A 3928-nucleotide genomic window follows, 5' to 3' on the forward strand; every position below is an offset into this window, starting at 1 on the left:
GCATACGTATGCGGAGCGAAATGGCCCGCGTGATAGTCCAGGAGAGACACTTCCGTGAGCGACCGCATCCCCACCGCCGGCCTTGAAGCGCAAGGCATCGAGACCCGCGCAAATCTGCACTGGAACCTTGTCACCGCACGGTTGATCCAGTCGGCGATTTCACGCGGCGAGGGCAAATTGTCGGCCGACGGGCCGCTCGTCGTTGAAACCGGCGTGCATACCGGGCGATCGGCGCAGGACAAGTTCATCGTCCGCGATGCCGAAACCGAAAACACCGTGTGGTGGGGCAAGAGCAACAAGGCGATGTCGCCCGAACATTTCGCGGTCCTCAAGGCGGATTTCCTCGCCGCGCTGAAGGACAAGGAAGATCTGTTCGTGCAGGATTTGTTCGGCGGATCGCAGCCCGAACACCGCGTCAACGTGCGCGTGATCAACGAACTTGCCTGGCATAACAGCTTCATCCGCACGATGCTGGTCCGGCCCGAGGAAGCGCAATTGCGCGGCTTCGTGCCCGAATACACGATCATCGATTTGCCGAGCTTCCGGGCCGATCCGGCGCGCCACGGGTGCCGTAGCGAAACGATCATTGCGGTCAATTTTACCGACCGGCTGATCCTGATCGGCGGCACCAAATATGCCGGCGAGATGAAAAAGTCGGTGTTCAGCCTGCTCAATTATCTGCTGCCGCCAACCGGCGTGATGCCGATGCATTGCTCCGCCAATATGGGTCCGGACGGCGATACTGCGGTGTTCTTCGGCCTGTCCGGCACCGGCAAGACGACGCTTTCCGCCGACGCCAGCCGCACGCTGATCGGCGATGACGAGCATGGCTGGTCCGACACGGCGGTCTTCAACTTCGAAGGCGGTTGCTATGCCAAGATGATCCGGCTGTCGGCCGACGCCGAACCCGAGATTTTCGCGACAACCAAGCGCTTCGGCACGATCCTCGAAAATGTCGTGATGGACCATGTCACGCGCGTGCTCGATCTCGACGATGCCAGCCTCGCCGAGAACAGCCGTGGCGCCTATCCGATCGATTTCATCCCCAATGCGTCCGAGCACAATATGGGGCCGGTGCCGCGCAACATGATTTTCCTGACGGCCGATGCCTATGGCATCCTGCCACCCATTTCGAAGCTGACCCCCGATCAGGCAATGTATCACTTCCTCTCGGGCTATACCGCGCGCGTCGCGGGCACCGAAATCGGCGTGACTGAGCCCGATGCGACCTTCTCGACGTGCTTCGGCGCGCCGTTCATGGCGCGGCATCCGTCGGTCTATGGCAATCTGCTCAAGGAACGGATCGCCAAGGGCGGGGTCGATTGCTGGCTGGTCAATACCGGCTGGACCGGCGGCAAATACGGCATCGGCCGCCGCATGCCGATCAAGGCGACGCGCGCCCTGCTCAACGCGGCGCTCGACGGCAGCCTGAAGACCGCCGAATTCCGCACCGACCCCAATTTCGGCTTCAAGGTGCCGGTATCGGTGCCGGGTGTCGACACCAGCATCCTCGATCCGCGCGAAACCTGGGCCGACAAGGCGGCATATGACGCGACTGCCGCCAAGCTGGTCGATCAGTTTGTCGAGAATTTCGCGCAATTCGCCGACCATGTCGATGAAGGCGTGCGACAATCCGCGCCCAAGGTCCACGCTCCGGCCTGATCCGACCGTCTTCGGGATCGGGCAACACCTCATCCGATCCCGAGGAACCCGTTCGATGTCTGAATCCGAAATACCGAAAGCACCGCGCCTCTTCCCCGACAATGCCGCCATCGTGCGGATCGGGGAGGGGTTGCTCGACCGCACCTTGCCCCGCGCCGACTGGACGCATGAGGCGCACATCGCGGCGACGACGTGGCTGGTGCGCGATCGGCCCGATATCGCCGTCGACCGCCGCATCGCCGCGATCATCTCGGCCTATAATGTGGCGGTCGGCGGCGTGAACGATGATAGCGGCGGCTATCACGACACGATCACGCGCGCCTATCTCGCCGGGGTACGCGCGCACCTCGCGCCACGCGACGCGGCGGAACCGCTGGTCGCGTGTGTCAACGCCCTGCTGAAATCGCCCGCCGGTTTCCGCGACTGGCCGCTGCGTTTCTACAGCCGCGCGGTGCTCTTTTCGGTGGCGGCGCGGCGCGGTTTCGTGCCTCCCGATCTCGCACCATTCCCGGTGCCATGCTAGCAGTGCGGCTCCGGGACGAACCGAAAAAGGAACGGCAGATGGGATTGCTCGACGGATTGCTCGCCCAAGTCACTGAAAATGTCGACGTAAAGAACCTCGCCGCCAGGGTCGGCCTGACCCCCGAACAGATCGAATCGGCGGTAAGCGCGCTCGCCCAGGCGCACACTGCGCCGACCGACACCGTCACGACCGCCGCCGCGAGCACCGGCCTGTCGGCGGAAACACTGCAACAGATCGTCGCGCATATCGGCGGCGAAGGCGCGCTCGCCAATTTCGCGTCGCTGCTCGGCCAGCAAGGTGGCGTGCTGGGCCAGCTCGGCGGGCTGGCAGAGGGCTTTTTCGGGAAGAAGTAAGCGTAAACGGCGGAGCGTCAGGCGGGCTCGACGCGCAGGACGCTGCCGTTCGCGCCGACGATCCGGACGGTCGTGCCGACGCCGGCATCGGGGCCAGTCGCGCTCCACGCCCCGTCGCCGACGGTTACGCGGCCTTCGCCGTCGATGATCGCGTTGCACACTTCGACACGCTTGCCGATCAGCCGCGCGGCGCGATCGTTGAGCAGCGGGTCGGCGGAGGCGTGCTTGCTCCCGCGATACCAGCGCCATCCGAGCGCAACCGCGCCGCCGGTCAGTGCAGCGAAGCTCACCGCCTGCAGCAGGATCGGCACGCCCGGAACCAGCAGCGTGATCACCCCAATTAACGCCGCCCCCACGCCAAGGAAAATCAGGAAAAACCCCGGCAACGCCAGCTCGGCGATGAGCAGGATGAGCGCCGCCGCAAGCCACAAAGTGCCCGCGCTCCATGCGACCCCTAACACCATCATTGCGCGCCGCCCCCCTCAAATGGCCCACGCGGACGCACCGGCGCAGGTGCAGGCGGCGCAAGGCCGTCGCGGAACGCATCCTTGGCCAATTCGCCGATCCCGCCCAGCGTCCCCATCAACTGCGTCGCCTCGACCGGGAACAGGATCGTCTTGGCATTGGGCGATGTCGCGAACAGCCCGATCGCCTCGACATATTTTTGCGCGATGAAATAATTGATCGCCTGAACGCTGCCCCCGGCGATCGCGTCGGACACGACCTTGGTCGCGGTCGCTTCCGCCTCGGCCGAGCGTTCGCGTGCTTCGGCATCGCGAAAGGCGGCTTCGCGGCGGCCTTCGGCCTCAAGGATCTGCGCTTGTTTCAGGCCCTCGGCACGGTTGATCTCATTCTGCCGCGCGGCCTCGGATTCGAGGATCGTCGCGCGCTTCTCGCGCTCGGCCTTCATCTGCCGCGTCATCGCATTGACGATGTCGGCGGGCGGGCGGATGTCCTTCAACTCGACGCGCGTGACCTTGACGCCCCACGCCTCGGTCGCATGGTCGATCACCGCGAGCAGCCGCCCGTTAATCTCGTCGCGCTTCGACAGCAATTCATCAAGGTCCATCGACCCCATCACGGTGCGGAGGTTGGTCGTGGTGAGCTGCATGATCGCGAGATACAGGTCGCTCACCTCATACGCCGCCTTGGCCGCATCGAGCACCTGAAAGAACACCACCCCGTCGACCGCGACCATCGCATTGTCCTTGGTGATGATCTCCTGCCCCGGAATGTCGAGCACTTGCTCCATCATGTTCACCTTGCGCCCGATCTGGTCGAAGATCGGGATGATGAAGGTCAGGCCGGGCTGCGCCACCGCGGTGAATTTGCCGAAGCGTTCGATCGTATATTGATACCCTTGGCGGACGACCTTCATGCCGAGCGCGAG

The 3928-nt window shown here is 64.2% G+C and carries 5 protein-coding genes; 3 read left to right on the top strand and 2 right to left on the bottom strand.

Annotation, left to right across the window (positions count from 1 at the left end):
* Window positions 1–54 precede the first annotated feature (54 nt).
* Genes ABWP09_RS08755 through ABWP09_RS08765 form a run of 3 tightly spaced genes read left to right on the top strand, consistent with a single transcriptional unit; the run spans window position 55 to window position 2538 of the window.
* Window positions 55–1662, top strand: coding sequence for a phosphoenolpyruvate carboxykinase (locus ABWP09_RS08755; protein WP_353204762.1), 1608 nt, complete (start codon window positions 55–57; stop codon window positions 1660–1662).
* A gap of 55 nt (window positions 1663–1717) precedes the next feature.
* Window positions 1718–2185 carry a hypothetical protein gene (locus ABWP09_RS08760; protein ID WP_353204763.1) on the top strand — a complete coding sequence of 156 codons (468 nt, stop codon included), beginning with the start codon at window positions 1718–1720 and terminating at the stop codon, window positions 2183–2185.
* A 38-nt stretch (window positions 2186–2223) separates the two neighbouring features.
* Window positions 2224–2538, top strand: coding sequence for a hypothetical protein (locus ABWP09_RS08765; protein WP_353204764.1), 315 nt, complete (start codon window positions 2224–2226; stop codon window positions 2536–2538).
* A gap of 17 nt (window positions 2539–2555) precedes the next feature.
* Here the strand turns inward: ABWP09_RS08765 and ABWP09_RS08770 are convergent, their stop codons facing one another.
* Together ABWP09_RS08770 and ABWP09_RS08775 are read right to left on the bottom strand one after the other, a co-directional pair.
* On the bottom strand, window positions 2556–3005 hold the full coding sequence (locus ABWP09_RS08770; RefSeq protein WP_353204765.1) for an NfeD family protein: 450 nt from the start codon (window positions 3003–3005) through the stop codon (window positions 2556–2558).
* Window positions 3002–3928, bottom strand: a 927-nt coding sequence (locus ABWP09_RS08775) for an SPFH domain-containing protein (RefSeq protein ID WP_353204766.1), incomplete at its 5' end; no start/stop codon positions are given. The genes ABWP09_RS08775 and ABWP09_RS08770, both read right to left, overlap by 4 nt.

Source organism: Sphingomonas sp. (assembly GCF_040398505.1).
In the GTDB taxonomy this organism is placed as follows: Bacteria; Pseudomonadota; Alphaproteobacteria; order Sphingomonadales; family Sphingomonadaceae; genus Sphingomonas.